Origin of the sequence: Salinimonas sediminis (assembly GCF_003429285.1) — a bacterium.
Taxonomy (GTDB): domain Bacteria; phylum Pseudomonadota; class Gammaproteobacteria; order Enterobacterales; family Alteromonadaceae; genus Alteromonas; species Alteromonas indica.
In genome coordinates this window covers 3,040,013-3,061,054 of the sequence record NZ_CP031769.1, presented here as the reverse complement: position 1 = coordinate 3,061,054, position 21,042 = coordinate 3,040,013, and the positions used below count along the sequence as shown (strand labels likewise).

20 protein-coding genes are annotated in these 21,042 nt (G+C 48.9%); 19 read left to right on the top strand and 1 reads right to left on the bottom strand.

Translation table 11 applies throughout. From position 1 onward, the window contains the following. The first annotated feature begins 521 nt into the window (after positions 1–521). Both D0Y50_RS13595 and D0Y50_RS13590 read left to right on the top strand, forming a co-directional pair. Positions 522–3,482: a TonB-dependent receptor gene (locus D0Y50_RS13595; RefSeq protein ID WP_108565971.1), complete on the top strand. Its 2,961-nt coding sequence runs from the start codon at positions 522–524 to the stop codon at positions 3,480–3,482. 271 nt (positions 3,483–3,753) lie between these two features. Then, positions 3,754–3,963: a hypothetical protein gene (locus D0Y50_RS13590; protein ID WP_108565972.1), complete on the top strand. Its 210-nt coding sequence runs from the start codon at positions 3,754–3,756 to the stop codon at positions 3,961–3,963. A gap of 179 nt (positions 3,964–4,142) precedes the next feature. Here the strand turns inward: D0Y50_RS13590 and D0Y50_RS13585 are convergent, their stop codons facing one another. Then, complete coding sequence (locus D0Y50_RS13585) at positions 4,143–4,874, bottom strand: FadR/GntR family transcriptional regulator (RefSeq protein ID WP_108565973.1); 732 nt, start codon at positions 4,872–4,874, stop codon at positions 4,143–4,145. Positions 4,875–5,426: 552 nt separating this feature from the next. On the opposite strand from D0Y50_RS13585, the gene D0Y50_RS13580 reads away from it, so the two are divergent. The 17 genes from D0Y50_RS13580 (at position 5,427) to ispG (ending at position 21,003) form a co-directional block, all read left to right on the top strand. Then, the gene (locus tag D0Y50_RS13580) at positions 5,427–6,671 is read left to right on the top strand and encodes a methyl-accepting chemotaxis protein (protein ID WP_108565974.1); all 1,245 of its coding nucleotides are present in this window, start codon (positions 5,427–5,429) and stop codon (positions 6,669–6,671) included. Continuing rightward, positions 6,661–6,906 (top strand): methyl-accepting chemotaxis protein, encoded by a 246-nt coding sequence (locus tag D0Y50_RS13575; protein ID WP_108565975.1) that lies wholly within the window; start codon positions 6,661–6,663, stop codon positions 6,904–6,906. The genes D0Y50_RS13580 and D0Y50_RS13575 overlap by 11 nt, the downstream gene beginning before the upstream one ends. Then, positions 6,907–7,077, top strand: a complete 171-nt coding sequence (locus tag D0Y50_RS19565) for a hypothetical protein (protein WP_170145513.1) — start codon at positions 6,907–6,909, stop codon at positions 7,075–7,077. A 792-nt stretch (positions 7,078–7,869) separates the two neighbouring features. Next, complete coding sequence (gene iscR / locus D0Y50_RS13570) at positions 7,870–8,349, top strand: Fe-S cluster assembly transcriptional regulator IscR (protein ID WP_108565976.1); 480 nt, start codon at positions 7,870–7,872, stop codon at positions 8,347–8,349. Next, positions 8,346–9,524 (top strand): IscS subfamily cysteine desulfurase, encoded by a 1,179-nt coding sequence (locus D0Y50_RS13565; protein WP_117317397.1) that lies wholly within the window; start codon positions 8,346–8,348, stop codon positions 9,522–9,524. Before iscR ends, D0Y50_RS13565 begins: the two co-directional genes overlap by 4 nt. Positions 9,525–9,793: 269 nt before the next feature. Beyond that, complete coding sequence (gene sufB, locus D0Y50_RS13560; protein ID WP_108565978.1) at positions 9,794–11,239, top strand: Fe-S cluster assembly protein SufB; 1,446 nt, start codon at positions 9,794–9,796, stop codon at positions 11,237–11,239. 2 nt (positions 11,240–11,241) lie between these two features. Next, positions 11,242–12,003, top strand: a complete 762-nt coding sequence (gene sufC / locus D0Y50_RS13555) for a Fe-S cluster assembly ATPase SufC (protein ID WP_108565979.1) — start codon at positions 11,242–11,244, stop codon at positions 12,001–12,003. Further along, positions 12,000–13,259 carry a Fe-S cluster assembly protein SufD gene (gene sufD / locus D0Y50_RS13550; RefSeq protein WP_117317395.1) on the top strand — a complete coding sequence of 420 codons (1,260 nt, stop codon included), beginning with the start codon at positions 12,000–12,002 and terminating at the stop codon, positions 13,257–13,259. Before sufC ends, sufD begins: the two co-directional genes overlap by 4 nt. Then, positions 13,256–14,473, top strand: a complete 1,218-nt coding sequence (locus D0Y50_RS13545) for an aminotransferase class V-fold PLP-dependent enzyme (protein ID WP_108565981.1) — start codon at positions 13,256–13,258, stop codon at positions 14,471–14,473. Before sufD ends, D0Y50_RS13545 begins: the two co-directional genes overlap by 4 nt. Before the next feature lie 11 nt (positions 14,474–14,484). Further along, complete coding sequence (locus D0Y50_RS13540) at positions 14,485–14,841, top strand: HesB/IscA family protein (protein ID WP_108565982.1); 357 nt, start codon at positions 14,485–14,487, stop codon at positions 14,839–14,841. A 9-nt stretch (positions 14,842–14,850) separates the two neighbouring features. Continuing rightward, a complete protein-coding gene (sufT, locus tag D0Y50_RS13535) occupies positions 14,851–15,387 on the top strand; it encodes a putative Fe-S cluster assembly protein SufT (protein ID WP_108565983.1) in 537 nt (178 codons plus the stop codon). Between the two features lie 24 nt (positions 15,388–15,411). Beyond that, the gene (locus D0Y50_RS13530; protein ID WP_108565984.1) at positions 15,412–15,825 is read left to right on the top strand and encodes a SufE family protein; all 414 of its coding nucleotides are present in this window, start codon (positions 15,412–15,414) and stop codon (positions 15,823–15,825) included. Between the two features lie 146 nt (positions 15,826–15,971). Continuing rightward, positions 15,972–16,403: a nucleoside-diphosphate kinase gene (ndk, locus tag D0Y50_RS13525; RefSeq protein WP_108565985.1), complete on the top strand. Its 432-nt coding sequence runs from the start codon at positions 15,972–15,974 to the stop codon at positions 16,401–16,403. Positions 16,404–16,625: 222 nt separating this feature from the next. Continuing rightward, entirely contained in the window at positions 16,626–17,744 is a 1,119-nt protein-coding gene (locus D0Y50_RS13520) for a bifunctional tRNA (adenosine(37)-C2)-methyltransferase TrmG/ribosomal RNA large subunit methyltransferase RlmN (protein WP_108565986.1), read from the top strand. 27 nt (positions 17,745–17,771) lie between these two features. Beyond that, entirely contained in the window at positions 17,772–18,944 is a 1,173-nt protein-coding gene (gene pilW / locus D0Y50_RS13515) for a type IV pilus biogenesis/stability protein PilW (RefSeq protein ID WP_117317393.1), read from the top strand. Beyond that, a complete protein-coding gene (locus tag D0Y50_RS13510) occupies positions 18,941–19,882 on the top strand; it encodes a RodZ domain-containing protein (RefSeq protein WP_108565988.1) in 942 nt (313 codons plus the stop codon). The genes pilW and D0Y50_RS13510 overlap by 4 nt, the downstream gene beginning before the upstream one ends. Positions 19,883–19,884: 2 nt before the next feature. After that, on the top strand, positions 19,885–21,003 hold the full coding sequence (gene ispG, locus D0Y50_RS13505) for a flavodoxin-dependent (E)-4-hydroxy-3-methylbut-2-enyl-diphosphate synthase (protein ID WP_117317391.1): 1,119 nt from the start codon (positions 19,885–19,887) through the stop codon (positions 21,001–21,003). Positions 21,004–21,042 lie beyond the last annotated feature (39 nt).

Below are 21,042 nucleotides of genomic sequence, written 5' to 3'. Positions count from 1 at the left end.
GCTACAACCAGGTGTTGTGGGCACGTTGTGTAATACAGACAGCACCGTCCTCACGATAGATAACCCGCCAGTCACTTCGCTAATGTGGCGCATTGTGTCAGGTAAAAAGGATTTACTGCGGCGGTTAACCTGTTAACCACCCGTCTATTTAGTTCTGGTTAACCAAAAAAATTTAGTAAATAACAGCCCTGCCAGCGTCCAAATCAACAATTACACCCAAAATGGGTTTAATCATTTCCTTACTTTATCCATTCCCAAATTAGATACTAAAACAAAGTAAATAAATTTATATATAAAAATCAATCATCTATCTATGATTTTTGACCTTCAAACCAAACACGTAGCCGGCATGCCAAATTGGTAATAACATTTGGTTGTTAAATTTTCATATTTTTATTACCAATAGGTTGACCTTTGATAATATTGTTGTAATTATAATGTAAGTCATTTGTAAAATAAGAACGCCTTTACAGTTTGAGGATTCAAACGAAAGGGCTTTGATCAACTCACGGGGAACAGCCATGAGACACAAACTATCGAAAATAAGCTTGGTGATACTTTCTGCTACAACTATGGGCGCTACAGGAATGGCATATGCTCAGGAGGCAGAAACGGAAGAGGTTGACGATGTAGAGGTTATTGAAGTATCAGGTATTCGCCAGTCCTTGACGAATGCGCTTGCTGAAAAGCGTTCTGCCGATAGTTTGGTCGAAGTTATCCAAGCCGTGGATATTGGTAAATTACCAGACCAAAACCTGGCAGAAGTACTGGAAAATGTTACCGGTATTCAGATTACCCGTGAGGCAGGTGTGGGTACGGGTGTGCAGATTCGGGGCACCAATGCTAACCGTACCGAAATTAATGGTGTATCGACAGTGGGCTCAGGCTCTGGCCGTAGTGGGATTGATTTTGAAGATGTTTCTGCTGCGATTATTTCCGCAGTAGAGGTCATAAAATCGCCTGAAGCCAAAACCATTGAAGGCTCGGTGGGCGGCACAATTAACCTGCGTACTATCCGGCCTTTGCAGCTCGAAGACACTTTAGGCTCGCTTCGGGTGCAGGGTGAAGATAGCAGTTTATCTACTGATGGTATTATGCCGCGCATTTCAGGTGCCTGGGGCGATAACTGGGAAACCGATGCAGGTAAGTTTGGGGTGGTCATAAGCGGCGGCTATAGTGAACAGGATGTAACAGCATTTAGGCCCCGCGCTGACCGCGATAATCTGGTCAGTGCAGATAGCGGTGTACCCAGTGCACAGGAATTTGATTTCCTGCCGATCCAGTTTTTAAACCAGGATTACGATAACTACGAGTACGAAACAAAAAATTTCGCGGGGACGTTGGAATGGGCCCCGAACGATAATATCAAAGTTTATTTTGATGCCGTGCTAAACGATCAGGAGCGTCGTCAGGAGAGCTCCCGGGTACAGGCATCAGGTATCAGTGATTTAACCGATGTGTCGATTCCAGATGCTTTTGAAACAGTAAACTTCGGAGTACTGGATGGCCAGGACCTTGGCAGTATTCAGGCAGCGCTACGCGGCGTCATCCCGGTAACCGAAAGCGGTAGCGATCCAAACCTGCGTTTCTCTAGCGATACTAATTCGCGGTTAACTGAAACAGAAATATTCAGAATTGGGGGCGAATGGCAAGGCGAAAGGTTGTTTGTCAGTGTCGAAGCGTCTTCGTCTAACGCCGATTCCACAACCCCAAGCTTTAACACCACACTTAACTTCATTAACCCGAACGAGCCGGTGAATTCGTCGAACGAGAATGGTACACCGTTAGCGTATGATTTATCTAACGGCGCATTGTCGTACGGCATTGCAGATGGTCTGGCTAATGCGCCAACCGCACAGCAATTACTCGATCCGGCAAACGTCATGCTGCGCGATGTCAACATTGGTCAGGATGTCACCGAAAACTCAGAAGACGCCTTCCGTACTGACTTTGTTTATTATTTTGACGATATTATTACGTCGGTGGATTTTGGTTATCGATACAGCAAAACCACTAGCATGTCGGACCAGGTGCGCGCCAACGTAGGCTTACGTGATTATGATGAGAGCCCACGGGGTGACTTGTTTGCTGATATTCTGACTGCCGGCCCTGACAACTTTAATGATGCAGACGGCCGCGAGCTATATATTCGCGACTTTTTACTGATTAATCCTGAACTGGCCAGCTCTAATCCTGATGCAGTGTTAGATTCGCTTAATAACGCTATTACCGCCAATAACGCGATCACCGGGGCCGAGCGCGAAGCGATTAGTTCACCTACCTCACAGGTTAACGCCTTCTTTGATATCGAAGAGGTTACCCATGCTTTGTATGCTCAGGGTAACTTTGAATACGGCATGTTCCGCGGTAATTTTGGCTTACGTTATTTGGAAACTGAAGTTGAGTCAGTAGGTAATTCTGTAACACTGGATAATGATGGCAACGAAGTGATAAGCCAGGTGCAGTCATCAGGTGATTATGACTTTTTACTGCCCCGCTTCAACGTTACCGCCAACGTTCATGATGATGTGATACTGCGCCTGGGTTGGTCAAAAGATATTCGTCGCCCAGATTTCAGCGACCTTTCTACTTCGGTAACGTATAGCACCAGCCCTAATACACCGATTTCAATTGGTAATCCGGGTTTGCTGCCAGAAGAAGTTACCTCGTTTGATATTTCGGCTGAATGGTACTTTGCTCCCGCTGCGCTGCTAAGTATCGGTTACTTCCATAAAGAACGTGAAGACTTACATGTGACCCAACAGGTAGACCCGTACGAAGATCCTACCACCGGCTACCGGGATATTACTGGCCCCACCTGTGAAGATGGCGGTTTATTTAACCCGATTGCAGATATCAATGTGTTCGGGCCAGATCCAGGTGTAGGCTTGTGTGTACCCACACAAACCACCACTAATGATTCCGGTAAAACCACCCAAAAGGGTATAGAGATGGCTTTCCAGTATGACCTGTCTAATTTTGAAGGTGATCTGGGCTGGGCATCCGGTTTTGGTTTGTTAGCCAACTATACCTATCAGGAATTCTCCGGGGGTGAGGCGATTGATACCGCTACGAGCCGTGCTGCGAGCGTATTTGCCGCTACTACGGGTATTGACGATATTCAGGTTACCGCAGTGCAGTCTTTGCTGGATCTGTCGGAAAACTCGTACAACATTACCTTGTTCTATGAAAAATACGGTTTATCGGTAAGAACCCGTTATACCTGGCGTGAAGCCTATCGTTCAACTGACTTTGGCAGTACCTCAAGCTTCCCATGGGGGTTCCCAGTGGTACAGGAAGACCGTGGCCAACTAAATGCCAGTGTTAACTACGATGTGAACGATCAGTTCTCGGTAGGGGTTGAAGCCGTCAACCTGACCGAGTCAGAAGTTGAGCAGTCTTGCGTTACCGAAGGTGCGTTACTGTGCTTCCAAGGCCTAACTGACCGCCGTATTACGTTTGGTGTGACTTACACCTACTAACCTTTAATTCAGGTGTCTCCCTGTTAAAAAGCAAACCCATCCGGGTTTGCTTTTTTTTTTCATCTTTATTAGTGCAAAAAAACTAATAATCTTTTTGCCGCATGACGGAATATAACCTCAGGCTAAACAGGCCGTGGAGCCGCAAAGTAACTGCGCCGTTGGCGCGAGCAACCTATTTGTAGTTATTCATCTGACACCAGCTTAGCCAGCCACTACCTTATTAGGGTAGTAAACCGACCAGCTAGCCTCTGAGCGTGGTGGAGCAGAAGGATTGCTAGGCGCAGCAATAACAAATGATGAGAACGATGGATACCAGGCTAACCGGCGAGGCTTGCGGGTGAGGTTAGTCATACGTGGTGGCAGAAAACAATGGCAGCAATACGCTTTTTGCATAAAAACCGGTGAAAAAGCATCTGGCAACGTTGTTAGCCAGGCTGATAGCAAAGCCGATAGCAAAGCCGATAAAAAAGCCGCGCTATAATCAGGTTAGGCCCTCGCCAGTTCTATGCGTGCTTAGTAGATGGCAAAAGCTATAAGGCCAGGCATGCTATATCTGGGGCAGGCGGTTAACGATGGATTAAATAACAGCCTGGCCAATCCGGCGCCGCGCTGAAAATGCGTTGGCGCCAGAGAGTACAAATAAACGCTGGGAGGCGAGCGCTACTGAGTTAAATGTGACAGCGAATATAAGTCACGGGTTTCGTCAGTTTTGCGCTTTATCTCTTCCAGGGCTTTGGCTTCGCTGGTAGCAAATAATGCGTTGATCAAGCGATTAAAATGGTTGTGCATAGCTTTGCGGGCTGCCGACGAGTCACGACTGGCAATGGCGTTATAAATAGCGGTATGTTCAACCAAACGCTGATCAATGCTTTGTGAACACACGTCCTGATAAGCCGCTATAATCTGCGGTTCGCTGCGTCGTAGTTTCCATAAATTCTGGATAGACGATACCATGGCATTATTGCGGGTAGCCTTAGCGATAATTTCATGAAATTGCTGATCGGCTTCATCTGCGGTGGCCGCTTTTTCCATGTCGGTTAATGTTTGCGCTAGGGCAGTTAGTTCGTCCTGCCGGATTGTGGCAGCTGCCAGCGCCGCAGCTTCCCCTTCCACTAACGCTCGCGCCTGGGTCAGTTCAAAGGCACTGATAGCCTGATGCTTGTTTTCGGCTTGCTGTGCTGCCGTAACATATACCCCGGAGCCGGTTTTCACTTCAACGCGTTCTCTCACCTCTAAGGCGATGATAGCCTCGCGAATGGTCGGCCGGCTTACACCATAGGTTTCTGCCAGCACCCGCTCTGCGGGTAAACGACTACCTACCGGGTACGTTCCATTATTTATCAGAGCTTCTAACTTCTCTACCACACTCCAAAAACGTCTGGGCCGCTTCATAAATTGCCTCTTGCTACATTGTTTATTCTATTATCAGAGCTACTGTTTTACACCACAGTTTGCCAGCATAACGCGTAGGGATACTCACTTAATTGCAGCCCTATTTATCTGAACGCTATGGTCATTATAACAATAGCCTGCCGGTAAACAGTACCACCAATTGAAAAAGTCCTTTGCACTAACTCATTTTGGCTCATTCTGGCAAGCCAACTATATAATGAGTCAGACCAACAACTAGCCATAAAGTTCCTATTGGTCAGCCCCGTCCACTCTTATTGGTGATAATTCTCAAGGTAGAGTCATATACCATTATCAAGTACCTCCCCCTTTTTTACCCTGCGTCCCTTATCATGGCCGGTATGGTGATTCGTTATCACTGCTGTGGAGCATGGTGAGGCAGTATATTTGAGGCACAAAAGAAAGCGCAAAGTAAACCGCTATTGTGCTGGATGAAAGGTATAAAGAGACTTACTTTATATTGCTTTAGGATATTTAAATCTGGTTTTTCTGCCATTATGCTAGCGAAAAAATTCAACTAATATGGATGTTTGAATGTTTCGTTCTTTAAAGGTTAGCCATCGCCTTTTTGCAGGCTTTTCCCTGATCATTGCTATGCTCATATTCGTGACGATTATGGGCATAGGTGAAGTCACCACCATAGATAAAAAGATGACGACGATTAATGATATTAATAGTGTCAAGCAGCGCTATGCTATTAACTTCAGAGGGTCAGTTCACGACCGGGCAATTGCCATCAGAGATGTGGTACTGCTTGACTCGCTTAACGACGTTAATGGGGTGATTACACAGATAAATGAATTAGCAGAATTTTATCGCACGTCAGCCACCCCAATGGATAATATGCTGACCAATAACAGCACCGCGCTGGAAAAAGAAATGCTACAACGCATTAAAACTATTGAAGCGCGAACCCTGCCATTGGTTGACCAAATAATTCAGTTAAGAACGCGCGGCGAGTTAGCTGATGCGAAACGCATATTGCTGACTCAGGCCAAACCGGCTTTTATCGACTGGTTAGCGGCGATTAATGCATTTATCGACTACCAGGAAGAGCAGAACCAACATCAAGCCGAGGCGGTACGGCAGGCCACCGGCGCATTCACCGGCGTAATGATTACCGCTACCGCCATCGCATTTGCGGTCGCATTACTTATTACCTGGCTGTTCATTGCTTACTTCAAACGCCAGTTAGGGGGCGAACCCCACCACATTGCCTCCGTATTACAAAGTATGGCTGATGGCCGTATTGGCAGGACGTTGGAGAATCAATACACCGGCAGCGTGTTGCATTCAGTGGGCCGGCTGCAAAAGCAATTAAAAAATACGGTAGAAGGTATTAATAGTGCTGCGGAAAACATTCGTCAGCAGTCTGGTACTGAATCAAACAATAGCGTTAACTTGAATAAACTTGCTGCCCAGCAAAAAACTCAAAGTTCTACAGTCATCAAGCATATGGAAGGGGTCAGAACCGAAGCGGATTTGGTCGAATCTTTACTGTTACAAACCGAAGAGATTTCAGTTCAGGCTGCAGAGTCTTCTAAAGATGGGAAAAATGCAGTCAGTGAAGCATCGAATGAGATTCGTAATCTGGCGCAAACGGTTAATCTGGCCGTGGACAATATTCGAAAACTGGAAAAGCGCACCCAGGCGATAAGCGGAATCACCAATACCATCAGTGCCATATCCGAACAGACTAACTTGCTTGCGCTTAATGCTGCCATTGAAGCTGCCCGGGCTGGCGAGTCGGGCCGCGGCTTTGCGGTAGTTGGCGGATGAAGTAAGAAGCCTGGCCTCGCGGACCGGAGAGGCAACCGCAGAAATAGCCGCCATGCTGAACGAAGTGCAGGCCGAAACCTCTGTAACGATGGAGATAATGTCTTCCAGCCTGCCTCAGGTGGAACGCGGGATTGCACTATCAGACCAATCCAGTCGTCTACTGCAGATTATAGAAGAACAGGCTAAACACTCGTTGGACAATATTAACCAGGTAGTCAGCGCTTCTGCCAAGTAATTGAACACGTTGAATGCGTTGAATGAAGGATTGGATGAAGTGATAACGACCGCGACATCAATGGGGGACGCCTCAATGGATTTGTATGACAAAAATCAACAGGTCGCCAAAACTCTTGTCCATCTGGCCACTCAGCTTAAAGCCCATACAGGGTATTTTTCGGTACAGTGATATCCAAAGGTAAGGGCTGATGTTCCGCCCTGAGTTTAATAAGCAGGGCTGATGTTCCGCCCTGAGTTAAATAAGCAGTGATGGCGAGAAACGCCCGATATAGCAGTGCCCGATATAGCAGTAAGTTATATAGCAGTATGTTATAGAACGCGCTTACCGTCAGGGCGCCGCGCGGGATGACATAGGTAGCGCCGCGGGTTAAGCGGTATGTAAGGCGGCCAGCAGCTAAGCTAGGCTTCGGCTGTAACAGAGCAACAAACCGTTACGCTACCATGCCGTATCTTTAGCGCCGAGGGCTGTAGGCATCTATACTGCCAGCGGCCATGCCGCTTATGCATGTTAACTGGCAAGCAGTCTAGCCAGCGGTGATAACCTTGCCTAAGCACGGTGTATAAAAGCAGTAACCTGCTACAGATAAACACCCAGCGTGCAGGAAGGTATCCTTAATTCCCGGGCAATAGTCACTGGTAATAGCGCAAGTCGTGCCGTCCGTTTACAGTGCCGTTAGCAATGCACCACAAGCGGATAACCCTGGGGGAAACCTACGCGCGCACATTATCTCAATAGCCTGTTTTAGGCGATTGCAGCAATCTGTTTTGCCCATCACTACCAGCGCACTACACCGCGTATTTTGGCTTAAAGCCCCTATTTGCGTAGGGTAGGTTATAGGCTATAGCTATTTTTATGGTGTTTGGAGGCGGCAAATACCTGACAAAACCTTAAGGTTATATAGTTGACCATTTTAGTCAGGTATGGAACAATTCCGGCCATGGAAAATGGCAGGGGAGTCCTATGAAATTAACGTCTAAAGGTCGGTACGCCGTTACCGCCATGCTTGATGTGGCGCTTCATTCTACCCGTGGGCCAGTTCCGCTGGCGGATATTTCTGAACGTCAGGAAATATCGTTATCTTATCTTGAGCAACTGTTCTCCCGGCTTCGTAAAGAACGTTTGGTAGATAGTGTGCGCGGGCCTGGCGGGGGGTATCTGTTAGGGCGTGAACCTACCCAGATTGCTATTGGCGAAGTGATTCGCGCAGTAGATGAGTCGGTTGACGCGACCCGGTGCCAGGGCCAGTCGGACTGCCAGGGCGGCGAGCGATGTCTGACCCACAGCCTATGGCAGGATTTAAGCGATCGCATCAGCGTATTTCTGGATGGCATCACCCTGGGTGAATTAATGGCTCAGCGCGATGTCCTGGAGGTAGCTGACCGTCAGGACAAAAATTCACTGGGTAAGTCCCAGGACATCGAGGTGAGTTTTCAACTGTGAGCAAACAACCACAGCAACCCATTTATCTTGATTATGCCGCCACCACGCCGGTGGATGAGGCGGTCGCAAAACAGATGATGCAGTGCCTTACGCTAGACGGTAATTTTGGCAATCCGGCATCCCGAACGTATCGTTTTGGCTGGATGGCGGAAGAAGCCGTTGATGTCGCCCGCAATCAAGTGGCCGATTTGCTACAGTGCGACCCCCGAGAAATTGTGTTTACCTCGGGCGCGACAGAATCGAACAATCTGGCTATTAAAGGTGTGGCCCAAGCCTACGCCAATAAAGGCCGGCACATTATCACTGTGGAAACCGAGCATAAAGCTGTACTGGATACCTGTGCGTACTTGCAAACGCAAGGCTTTGAGGTGACCTACCTCAACGTCGACCAGCAGGGTCTGATTGACCTGGATTCGCTGAAAGCCGCATTACGTGAAGACACTATTTTAGTATCTGTGATGCACGTGAATAATGAAATTGGGGTAATTCAGGATATCCAGGCTATTGGCGAGTTATGCCGCCAGCACAATATTGCTTTGCATGTTGATGGGGCGCAAAGCGTTGGCAAATTCCCAGTTAATTTAAGCACCCTACCGGTCGACCTGTACTCGGTATCCGCGCATAAATTTTACGGCCCTAAAGGCAGTGGTGCGTTATTTGTCAGGCGCCGGCCGAAGGTCACCATTGCCGAACAGATTCATGGCGGCGGGCATGAGCGAGGTATGCGCTCAGGTACTTTGGCTACCCATCAGATTGTAGGGTTGGGCGCCGCTTGTGAAGTGGCGCAGGGGCAGCTTGAAGCCGATGCGCAGCGAATTGGCCAGTTGCGGGATAGCTTATGGCAAGGCCTGCAAGCGTTAAGTAACGTGAAGTTAAATGGCCATCCTACCCAGCGCGTAGCGGGCATTCTGAATGTCAGTTTTGTTGGGGTAGACGGGGAAAGCCTGATGATGGCGTTAAACGATATTGCGGTATCGTCAGGTTCGGCCTGCACCTCTGCCAGTTTAGAGCCATCTTATGTTCTGCGTGCCATTGGCTGCGATGCGGAGACAGCACACAGTGGTATTCGCTTCTCGATAGGTCGTTATACCACCGCAGAAAATATCGAATATGTTATCAGCAAAGTGACCGAGGTGGTCAATCGGTTGCTCGCCAGCCGCCAGGTTGGGGCCTGAGAGACCGCTTTCGCGTTGAACAATTCACCACTTTCGGGCATGATCCGCCGCGCTTATGCGCAGGCAGAGACTGGCCGACATACACTGGCCGGGCAGTAAACCGGCATCCGCGTAATACTTGAGTAATTTACTCAGGTATTATACAATAGAGCACAGTTTTAAAGGCGTAGAGCAGCTTTCAGTTTTTTATGGAAGTGGTGCAGGGCAAGACCGTCATGGCCTTGTGATCAAATGCTCCGCTATGACAGGCAAACAAGTGAGATCCAATCATGAGTGAACAGAGTGAACAGATCGATCAGGCATTAGCCAGAAAATATGATGCCGGTTTCTACTCTGAGATCGAGTCAGAGACTTTCGAAAATGGTTTGGACGAGTCGGTTATTCGCCGTATCTCGGCTGTGAAAAATGAGCCAGAGTGGATGCTTGAGTGGCGTCTGAAGGCCTACCATGCGTGGCTGAAAATGGATGAGCCAGAATGGGCCCATGTTGATTATCCAAAAATCGATTTTCAGGCGGTATCTTATTATTCTGCCCCGAAAAGCATGAAGGATAAGCCACAGTCGCTGGATGAAGTTGATCCGGAATTGCTACGGACCTACGAAAAGCTGGGTATTCCATTGCACGAGCAGGAAATGCTCGCCGGCGTTGCCGTCGATGCGGTTTTTGATTCGGTATCTGTAGTTACCACCTTTCGTGAAAAGCTAGAAGAAGCGGGCGTAATATTCTGTCCAATTTCTGAAGCGATACAAAAGTATCCCGAGCTGGTGAAAAAGTATATTGGTTCGGTTGTTCCGCGTACTGATAATTTTTATGCTGCGCTAAATTGCGCCGTCTTTACTGATGGCTCGTTTGTGTATATTCCAAAAGGCGTACGCTGCCCTATGGAGTTGTCTACGTATTTTCGGATTAACCAGCAAAATACGGGTCAGTTCGAGCGCACATTGATTGTGGCCGAAGAAGGTAGCTACGTAAGTTACCTTGAAGGTTGTACAGCTCCCCAGCGCGACGAAAACCAACTTCATGCTGCGGTAGTCGAGCTGGTGGCGATGGATAACGCGCAAATCAAATATTCAACGGTACAAAACTGGTATCCAGGCGATGAGAATGGCAAGGGTGGTATTTACAACTTCGTGACCAAACGGGGCATCTGCCATACCAGCGCTAAAATATCCTGGACTCAGGTAGAAACCGGTTCAGCAGTAACCTGGAAGTATCCCAGCTGTATTTTGAAAGGCGATAACAGCGTAGGTGAATTTTACTCAGTGGCATTAACCCGGGGACGCCAGCAGGCAGATACCGGTACTAAAATGATTCACCTGGGTAAAAATACCCGTTCCACGATTATCTCAAAAGGTATTTCGGCTGGAAGAAGTAACAACGCGTATCGAGGTCTGGTATCCATGGGCCCGAAAGCGGATGGCGCCCGTAATTTTACCGAATGTGATTCGCTGCTTATCGGCGATACATGTGGGGCGCATACGTTTCCGTATATAGAAAGCCGTAATCCTACCGCTATCGTTGAGCACGAAGCGACTACGTCGAAGGTAAGCGACGACCAGCTGTTTTTATGTCAGCAGCGCGGAATGGATCCAGAAAAAGCCGTTTCAATGATTGTGAATGGCTTTTGTAAGGAAGTATTTAAAGAATTACCGATGGAGTTTGCGGTTGAAGCCGGCAAACTTCTCGAAATCAGTCTTGAAGGTTCAGTGGGGTAATAATGCTTAAGATTAATAATTTACATGCGAGCGTCGAAGATAAGACCATCATCAAAGGTCTGGACCTGGAAGTAAAACCAGGCGAAGTTCACGCTATCATGGGCCCGAACGGTGCCGGCAAATCCACGCTGGGATATGTTTTATCAGGCCGCGAAGGGTACGAAGTAAGTGAAGGTACCGTTGATTTTAATGGTGCAGATCTACTTGATATGGAAGTAGAAGAGCGGGCCCAGGCCGGTTTATTTCTGGCATTTCAGTATCCGGTCGAAATTCCAGGCGTGAGTAACATGGAATTTATGAAAGAGTCGGTGAACGCGATTCGTCAACAGCGCGATCTTGATCCGTTAACCGCTGCTGAATTTTTGAAAAAAGCCAAAGAAGCCTGCAAACAGGTACAGCTGCCGCTGGAATTTCTAAAGCGGGGCGTTAACGAAGGTTTCTCGGGTGGTGAGAAAAAGCGTAACGAAATTATGCAAATGATTTTGTTAGAACCCACGCTGGCTATTCTGGATGAGTCTGATTCCGGCTTGGATGTTGATGCACTGCAAGTAGTTGCCGATGGGGTGAACAGTCAGCGTGACGGTAAGCGTAGCTTTATTGTGGTCACGCATTATCAACGCCTGCTGGATTATATCAAGCCTGACTTTGTCCATATTCTGGCCGACGGCAAAATCGTTAAAAGCGGCGATGCGTCACTGGCGCACGAAGTAGAGAAAAGCGGTTATAGCTTTTTAGGTAAAAAATACGAGGAGGCAGAAGCATGAGTCAATGGCTAACACAGGTCATTGCTAACGCGTCTGCCACGCCAGATTTTCTGGCACCGGTTCGCCAGCAGGCGCTCAGCACGTTGCAACAAAACGGCTGGCCTGGGCGTCGGTCGGAAAGCTGGCGGTTTACTCCGCTAACCTCAGTAGAGCAGCGTGAAGTTAAGCATGCGACCGATATAGCAATACAGCAAGCCTCGGATATTGCCGGCCTGGAAGCATATGAGTTAGTTTTTGTCGATGGCAAGTTGACCACCGATTGCAGTGCGTTAAGCCTGCCAGAAGGGGTCACAATTGCGCCATTTGATAAACTTTCACAGGAGCAGCAACAACAAGCGGCTGAGGTTTTTGGCCAAATCAAGCCGCAGCACCATGTATTTGGGCTGGTCAATGATGTGGCCAGTGAGCAAGGCCTGTTTATTGATGTGGCGGATGGCGTAGCATTAGATAAAACCATTCGTATTGCAAACCTGATAACGCAGGATGTCGATGCTCATACCCGCGTCGCGGTGCGGCTAGGCGAGGGCGCATCAGCCAAAGTGCTGGAACAGGCCGAAGGCAATGTGGCTAGTATGTCTACTGCTTTTGCCGAGTATGCGATTGGCCATAATGCGCATTTAGAACACTACCGTTTTGCCCTGATGACCGGGCAGGCTAAACAGATTGGCGGCAGCCACTTTGGGCTGGGCGATGGGTCGACCTTAAACAGTACAGTAGTGGGTTTCGGTAGCGAACTATCGCGCCTGGATGTGGATATTATTCATCGTGGTGAGCATGCCGATGCCAAAATGAATGCAGTGTATTTGTTGGCAGAAGGTGAATTATTTGACCTGCACACTAACATTGAGCACAGCACACCAAACTGCACCACGGAAGAAAATGCCCGGGGGATTATTGGTGATAACGCCCGTGCCGTGTTTAACGGTCGTATCCATATTCATCGTGATGCGCAAAAAACCTTGGCAGAGTTAAACAACCGCAATCTGTTGCTATCACGGCGTGGCCTGATCAACAGCAAGCCAGAGCTTGAAATATACGCCGACGACGTGAAATGCGCGCACGGTTGTACCGTAGCAGAAATCGATGATGAAGCGCTGTACTACTTGTTAAGCCGGGGTATCACACGCAGTAAAGCGCTGGTAATACTGAATTTTGGTTTTATTCAGGAGTTGGTAAACCAGATACCGAATGCCAGCATTCGTGAATGGTTGTTACCCTTGCTCAGCGATCGTTTTAGCCGGATGGAAGTAAAATGAGCCTGGATGTTGCTGCGCTACGTCAACAGTTTCCTATTTTGTCACGTAAGCTGGATGGCAAACCGCTGGTGTACCTGGACAATGCTGCAACAACGCAAAAGCCGCAGGCAGTTATTGATGCGCTGGTAGACTATTACACTACGTGCAATGCTAATGTGCACCGCGGTGCACATCAATTGGCAGACGAAGCCACGCGCCGCTATGAGCAGGCGCGCGATACTGTGGCTAAGTTTATCAATGCTAATGTGCGTGAAGAAGTTATCTGGACCAGTGGTACCACCGAAGCCATTAACCTGGTAGCTAATGGATTAGGGCAACTGCTTAATGCCGGTGATGAGGTGCTGGTGACCGAAATGGAACACCACGCCAATCTGGTCACCTGGCAGCAAGCTTGTAAACATGCTGGTGCCACGTTAAAGGTAGTGCCAATTAATGCCCGTGGTGAGTTAGATGAAGCCGCATTTGCCGCGCTACTTAGCACCAATACCCGGCTGGTTGCGATGCCGCATGTTTCTAATGCACTGGGCACGGTTAACCCTATCAAAGCGTTAACTGCCAAGGCGAAAGCCGTGGGCGCGCTGGTATTGATTGACGGTGCGCAGGGTATTGCCCATGGCGACGTTGATGTGCAGGATATTGGCTGTGATTTTTACGCATTTTCTGGCCACAAGGTATTTGCTCCTACCGGGGTGGGCGCCTTGTGGGGTAGAGCGTCTGTGTTAGCTGACTGGCCGGTATGGCTGGTAGGCGGCGAAATGATTCAGGATGTAACCTATCAGGATGCCACCTGGGGGGCGTTACCTAATCGCCTTGAAGCCGGGACGCCAAATATAGCCGGTGTGCTGGGGTTAGCCGCGGCACTAGACTGGTTCAATACGTTAGACAAAGCGGCTGTCCAGCAGCACGAGAAAGCCTTGTTGGCCAGTGCGCATGAGCAGGCTGAAGCCTTTGATGGTTTACGTATAATTGGCAACGCGACAAATAAAATTGGTGTGCTGAGCTTTATGTTGGACGGCGCGCACCCAGCCGATGTGGGATTTATTCTGGATCGACAGGGGATTGCTATACGCACCGGCGATAATTGCGCTCAGCCCCTAATGAAGAAGTTAGGCATTCCGGGCACAGCACGGGCCTCTTTTTCGATTTATAACACGCTGGATGAAGTCGATGCCCTCTTTGCTGCGCTACGCAAAGCAAAGATGATGCTGGCATAACAGGAGACGATATGAGTGTTGAAACCTTTGTTCCCAGTAACACGGTGGTGTCGTTAACCGACGCTGCCAGAAAGCATTTTTCCAAAAAGCTGGCCAGTAGTGATAAAAGCTGGATTCGGGTATCTACCCGGGTTAGCGGATGTACTGGTTATGCTTATGTGTTGGACTTTGCTGACGGCCCGCAGGCGGGTGATGAAACGTTGGATGCCGGTGACAATGTGAATGTTGCCGTGGCCAGCGATGCAGTAACCTTACTACGCGGTACTGAAATTGACTACGTGATGGAAGGGGTAAACGGTATCATCAAATATCATAACCCGAACGTGGTGGATGAGTGCGGCTGTGGTGAAAGCTTCAATATAGGCTAAGACGGTAAAATGGCAGCACAAAAAATGGTAGTCACTGAACGTGACTGCACAGCAAGGCTCGTTCCGGCAGGCGATAAAGCGGTTATTCCGGAAGGCGAGTTTGTTAGTATTACCCAAGAACTGGGTGGCAATTATACGATCACCTGGCGTGGCAATATGTACCGTATCGACGGAACTGATGCCGATGCCATTGGGCGTAAAGCGCAGGTGCTGGACTTCGCCGCGCCCGAAGACGGGCTTATCAGCGAGCAACAGGTATGGGACGCGTTAGAAACTATTTACGATCCCGAAATCCCCATTAACCTGGTGTCGTTGGGACTAATTTATAAAGTCGAGATTAACCAGCAAACCAAACAGGTCAGCGTAGATATGACGCTGACTGCACCGGGCTGCGGAATGGGTCCGGTACTGGTGGGTGATGTGGAATACCGGGTGGCTATGGTACCCCATGTTGGTTCGGTCGCGGTCGAACTCGTGTTTGACCCCGCCTGGTCACGCGAGATGATGAGCGAAGAAGCTCAGCTTGAGGCCGGGCTGTTTTTTTAATCTGTATTCAGGGAACTTGCATTGATGAATTTGCCAAGCAGTCAGGAAATTATTGACGACTTAGCGTTTTTTGACGACTGGGAACAACGTTACCAGTATATTATCGATTTGGGTAAAGCCATTGATGGCCTGCCTGAAGATCAAAAAATTCCCGAACGTCTGGTAAAAGGTTGTCAAAGCTCGGTGTGGATGGCCTCACGTATCCATGAAGGGCGCATTCAGTTTGATGTGGACAGCGATGCAGTGATTGTACAGGGGCTATTGGCGTTAGTCCTGGCGGCATACAATGACAAAACGCCAGCGCAGATATTGGCCTTTGATATAGACGGGTATTTTACCGAACTGGATCTTGAGCGGCATATCAGCCCGACCCGGGGCAACGGTTTGCGGGCCATTGTCAGTAAAATACAAGCCTTGGCGCGTTCAGCCACGACCTAAGCGATGTCATCAGGCTGTCATAAGCCTTGTGATAGCTTACTTAACCAGATAAAGACCAGAGCAGGTAACTCTGCGCTGGTCATCCCGCCAAGAATTGCCTATAATTCGCGGCCAAAATTTTATTAAGACTTATCGGAGACAAGAAAATGGCTCTAGAGCGTACTTTTTCTATCATTAAGCCTGATGCGGTTGCTAAAAACGTAATCGGTGCAATTTACAACCGTTTCGAAACTGCGGGTCTGCGCATCGTTGCATCTAAAATGGTGCACCTGAGCAAAGAACAGGCCGAAGGCTTTTATGCAGAACACAAAGAACGTCCATTCTTTGGCGCTCTGGTAGACTTCATGACATCTGGCCCGGTAATGGTGCAGGTACTTGAAGGCGAAAATGCTGTAGTGAAAAACCGTGAAATCATGGGTGCAACTAACCCAGCTGATGCTTCTGCGGGTACTTTACGTGCAGATTACGCAGCATCTATCGACGAAAACGCGGTACATGGTTCTGATGCACCAGAATCAGCGTCACGTGAAATTGCTTACTTCTTCTCTGAAGAGGAAATTTGCCCACGCACGCGTTAATCAACACGGCAACGGCAATAAAAAGGAGAGCTACGGCTCTCCTTTTTTGTTCATGGTGTTAATTGCTAAACACCAAACAGACGTGCTTTTACCTGGCGTTTGGCTATGGTAAAATTCGCGCCCAAATTTTGTACAGTAGTGTGTTTTAGTACACGCGCTGCCCTGCATGAGGGGTAGTTGCAACATATTCATTTATATCGTTAAGGTAAGGTCGGTCATCATATGGCAAAAACAAATTTGTTAAATCTCAATCGCGAAGGCCTGCGTGCGTTCTTCAAGGAGATTGGCGAAAAACCCTTTCGCGCCGACCAGGTAATGAAATGGATATATCATCAGGGCGTGAGTGATTTTGCCCAAATGTCGAACCTGAATAAAAATCTGCGCGCCAAGCTCGAAGAACACAGCGAAATTAAAGCGCCCGAAATCGCTTATTTCCAGGAAGCCAGTGATGGCACTATTAAATTTGCCCTGACGCTGGAAGGCGGTCAGGAAGTGGAAAGTGTATGGATACCTGAAACGGACCGGGCGACGTTGTGTGTGTCTTCACAGGTGGGCTGCGCGCTGGAATGCACCTTTTGCTCTACTGCCCAGCAGGGCTTTAACCGAAATCTGTCGGTTAGCGAAATTATCGGCCAGGTCTGGCGGGTGGCAACGTTTCTTGGTTTATCTAACGATACCGGTAAGCGCCCGGTTACCAACGTAGTCATGATGGGCATGGGTGAGCCATTGCTTAATTTAAAGCATGTGGTACCGGCCATGGATCTGATGATGGACGATTTTGGCTTTGGCTTATCAAAACGCCGGGTAACATTAAGTACCTCCGGTGTGGTACCCGCCTTAGACAAGCTGGGCGATATGATTGATGTGGCGCTCGCGATTTCGCTGCACGCACCGGATGATACCCTGCGCAATGAAATAGTGCCGATCAATAAAAAATACAATATTGAAGAGTTCTTGGCCGGGGTACGCCGTTATCTGGAGAAATCCAAAGCGAATCAGGGCAAGGTGACCATTGAGTATGTGATGCTATCGCATATAAATGACAGTACTGACCAGGCGCATGAACTGGCAAAAGTGCTTAAAGACACGCCATGTAAGATAAACCTGATTCCGTTTAATCCGTACCCGGGTTCGCCCTACAGTTGTTCGTCTAACTCCCGCATTGATCGTTTTTCTAAGGTGTTGATGGAACATGGCTATACCGTAATGGTACGTAAGACCCGTGGTGATGATATTGACGCTGCTTGCGGCCAGTTAGTAGGCGATGTGGTAGACCGCACCAAAAGAATGTTGAAAAAACAGATGAAGGGCGACGCGATATCGGTAAAAATGGCCCAGTAATCTGAAGGATACGGAGGTAGCCGTCTAATGCGCAAAAGCCTGATTGCTTGCGTTTTTGTTTTAACAGGATGTGTAAGCCAGTCTCAACCTGGCATGCTCAGCAGTAAATTTGACCAAACTGAAGCCGCGCAAACGCGGGTATCGCTGGGGTTAACCTATTTAAAAAATGGCAACTATACCCAGGCGAAAAAGAATCTAGATATGGCCCTGGAGTACGCTCCACGGCTTGCTGATGTGCATTACTCGCTGGCGTATTATTACCAGACCGTAGAAGAACACGCCCGGGCTATTGAGTATTACGATAATGCCATGGATTTAGCACCGCGTAATGCGGATATTGCCAATAGCTACGGTGCCTTTTTATGTGAACAAGGCCAGTACGACGACGCTAACAAGTACTTCACCAAAGCGGTTGAAAGCCAGCGTTATGCAAACACTGCATTGACCTACGAAAATATGGGATTATGTGCTCGTGAGCAAGGGCTGCACAAACAGGCTATCAAGTACTTTATTACTGCCTTAAACCATCAGCCATCCCGTGGTAAAACCTTGCTGTTGTTAACGCAAGAGTATATCGATACCCAGCAGTGGGAAAAGGGCGCCGATAGCCTGAAACGGTACGAAAAAATGGCGCAGGTGACCCCGGAGTCAATCTGGTTGGCAATTACCCTGGCGAAAGGGCGTGCCGATCTGGAGTCTATGCAGTCATATGGTGAAATGCTACAGGCATTGTATCCTGATAGTGCGCGAGCAAAGCAATATGCGACCCTGGCCGAAGGACAGCCGCGCCTGAAGCGTACCCAAAAGACCCATCAAACGTTAACTGTACCCGCGGCCCAGCAAGATGCGTCCGCGGCCGCCGCCAGCTCAACACAAAGCAGCGTGGCAGCGCGGGTCGCTGCGGCTAACCAGCAAACCCGGGCAGCGGCGCAAAACGCTGCGCAACAAACATCAGAATCTGCCGCAAAACAACCAGATGACGCCCCCCGGCCGACTGCTGATTCAACGCAAACAGTAGACGATGAACGTGTTCATATTGTTCAGCGCAATGAGAACCTGTACCGTATTTCGCTTAAGTATAATATCAGAATGGCCACCCTTCGTTCCTGGAATAATCTTCGTGATGCTGATGCGTTAGAAGAAGGCTCCACGTTGTGGTTGGTACCCCCTGAGCAACAGACAAACCAGGTAGTTGAATGAATCCAGAAGATGTCACCGAATCAAGCCCTGAGGTAATCCCGCAGGCACCGCAGCAAACGCCCGGCCAGATGCTTCATGATGCCCGCGTTAAACAGGGTTTATCATTGCAGGACGTGGCCAATAAATTATTTTTAAAGCCGGGCACGATAGAGAACATTGAAGCGGATAAAATTGACGAATCAATGTCGGTTACTTTTACCAAAGGGTATGTACGTAACTATGCCAAATTTCTGGGCCTGGACCACGAACAGGTCATTCGGGAATTTGATAAAGTGCACACCGCACCCAAGCCGCCGGCAAAGTTACAGAGTTTTTCCCAGCGGGTCGCTAAGCAGGCGCACGACGACCGTTGGATGATGGTAACCTGGGTCATCTTGTTTCTATTGGTCGCTGGGGTGGTAGCCTGGTGGTATCAGCAGGATGATAGCGCTGGTGATGACGCCCTTGAGCCGGTTACTGAAAGTAGCCAAAGCGTTACGGCCACCGAGCGTAGTGCTAGCCCTACGCCGGTAGCCAGGACGAAAAATAATACCCCAGCTGCATCCAATAGCGAACCGCCGGTTGCCCGGGCCGAAAGCGCGGACGAAGATACGGCGGACGAACCTGCGCCCGTACCTTCTAATGCCCCGGCCCAGGCTACTCGCCAGCCAGCTGTAGCTGATCAGGCGGAGGCTGCGCAAAATGCTGGCCCGACGACGGCGATGGAATTTACTTTTGATAACGAATGCTGGGTTAATATTGTTGATGCGAATGGCAATGTACTGGCAACGGGAATAAAACGAGCAGGCCGCGTAATGCAAATTTCCGGTCAGCCGCCTATCAGTGTTACCTTAGGCGCACCAGATGATGTAGCCATTACGTTTGCCGGCAATAAAGTTGATATTTCCGGCTTCCAGAATGGTCGTACAGCGCGCTTCACCTTACCTTTGCAGGGATAAACATGTTTGCTGAAAGTCCGATTAAACGCAGAAAATCAACCCGTATCAATGTAGGCAGTGTGCCAATTGGTGACGGCGCGCCTATTGCTGTGCAGTCGATGACCAACACTCCGACCACTGATGTGGCGGCCACGGTGGCCCAGATTAACCGGATTGTCGCTGTTGGCGGCGAAATTGTCCGGGTTTCGGTTCCCACGATGGAAGCAGCCGAAGCGTTTAAACAAATTCGCCAGCAGGTCACGGTACCGCTAGTGGCTGATATTCATTTTGATTATCGCATCGCCCTAAAAGTGGCGGAATACGGTGTTGATTGTTTGCGCATCAACCCCGGTAACATCGGTAACATGGAGCGCGTCCGTTCGGTGGTCGATTGCGCCAAAGATCACGGCATTCCCATTCGTATTGGGGTGAATGGTGGTTCATTGGAGCGTGACTTACAGGAAAAATACGGCGAGCCTACTCCTGAAGCACTGGTTGAATCGGCGATGCGCCACGTAGATATTCTCGATAAATTAAACTTTGATCAGTTTAAAATAAGTGTAAAAGCGTCGGATGTATTTTTAGCGGTAGGTGCCTACCGCTTACTGGCGCAAAAAATTGATCAGCCGCTGCACCTGGGTATTACTGAAGCGGGCGGTCAGCGCGCTGGCGCGGTGAAAAGTGCAGTAGGGCTGGGCATGTTATTAGCCGAGGGCATTGGCGATACGGTGCGGGTATCACTAGCCGCCGACCCGGTAGAAGAAATTAAGGTTGGCTTTGATATTCTTAAATCGCTGCGCATCCGCTCACGGGGAATTAATTTTATAGCTTGCCCCAGCTGCTCTCGGCAGGAGTTTGATGTTATCGCCACGGTGAATGCACTTGAACAGCGCGTGGAAGATATTCTTACCCCCATGGACGTCTCGATTATTGGCTGCGTGGTAAATGGTCCGGGTGAAGCCGAAGTGTCAGATTTAGGCTTAACCGGGGCACGTAACATGAGCGGTTATTATGAAGACGGCAAACGCCAGAAAGTACGGCTAAAAAATGATGAGCTGATCGAGCAGTTGGAAAAGCGGATCAGGGCCAAAGCATCACAGCTTGATGAAAGCCGAAAAATTGATGTGGCCATAAAAGACTAGCGGCAACAGTGGCCGGACACGGCAAACATTGTTGTTTAC